Origin of the sequence: Xenorhabdus beddingii (genome assembly GCF_002127545.1) — a bacterium.
Classification (GTDB): domain Bacteria; phylum Pseudomonadota; class Gammaproteobacteria; order Enterobacterales; family Enterobacteriaceae; genus Xenorhabdus; species Xenorhabdus beddingii.
In genome coordinates this window covers 1-1117 of record NZ_MUBK01000116.1, presented here as the reverse complement: position 1 = coordinate 1117, position 1117 = coordinate 1, and the positions used below count along the sequence as shown (strand labels likewise).

Below are 1117 nucleotides of genomic sequence, written 5' to 3'. Positions count from 1 at the left end.
GATTCTATTTTTGTGTAAACGGTATACGTTGGCATGGTATTAATCCTTTAAAATATGAAATTCAAGTTTCTTTTTGTCATCAGTGAGATGCCATTGGGTATAACCTTGTTTATCCGTCTTTCCTTCTTTTATCTGACCATCCGGCAGGCAAACCCGATACTTGCGTTCGGTTAAAAGATTGCCGTCATCATCCACACAACGATAACGGGCATGATGTTTAGCGGGTTTTACCGGAGTCTCTTCAACCAGCGGCTTCTTCAGTGGCTTAACATTCGAGAACCCAGACAAAAGCGGCCTTTCCTCTTCACGTCCAACTAATTGCGAAATACTGTAACCCGACGTTCCGGCGGCGAGGTGACTGCATGAGATAGACTTGTAATCCAGCATTACAACCTCATGCGGTATAGCGCCGTTGTCGTCGATGGAATGCGGATAATGATAGGAAATATCAACAATCGTCGCGCCGGTCAGTTTGATTTCATAAAAAAATTCTAACTGCCCCATTGGATTTGTCCGGTAACACATAAATTTCGCCTCCAACAACTCGTTACTGTCTATTGCCATCGCTAACAGCGGAGAGGATTTATCAAGGGGCTTCACAAAGCTGACAGGGTGATGATTGACGTTCTGGTCGCGGCTCATCGTGTGACTGAGGCTTAATACCTGTATCTGATCTTCCCTTCCCGCCTGATACCGGTTGCCGATAGATTCGGGTGTTGAACAGCCCGCAGAAATAAGACCTTGCTTCTTGCCTTTTAACGACAAGTAAATGAGGTATGACATGCGTGTTTCTCCTGTAACATGATGTCCAATCAATGCGCAATAAGGCATTTCATGAGGCAGGATATAACAGTTATTCTTATCGATTCCAGCATGGATAAAAGAACATCAATAAGTTTGTGATTAACGTCTCCTCTTAAACAAAATCAGATAATTACCTATTTTAAATTTCAGGTAATACCCTAAATAAAATCATGTTGACGTGATAGCTTTCCTTTTCTGGTTTGTCCGGCTTTTATTTTCCTACCAGAGATACCCCTGAAAATCTTTTTCACCCTCTCAGTTATGCACCCTGTGCACAATTCCCTGAAAACCTTGCTACCTCTGGGTTTGTCGT

General features: G+C 42.9%; 1 protein-coding gene. It reads right to left on the bottom strand.

From position 1 onward, the window contains the following. Positions 1 to 39: 39 nt before the first annotated feature. The gene (locus Xbed_RS18735) at positions 40 to 783 is read right to left on the bottom strand and encodes an Hcp family type VI secretion system effector (RefSeq protein WP_244182567.1); all 744 of its coding nucleotides are present in this window, start codon (positions 781 to 783) and stop codon (positions 40 to 42) included. Positions 784 to 1117 lie beyond the last annotated feature (334 nt).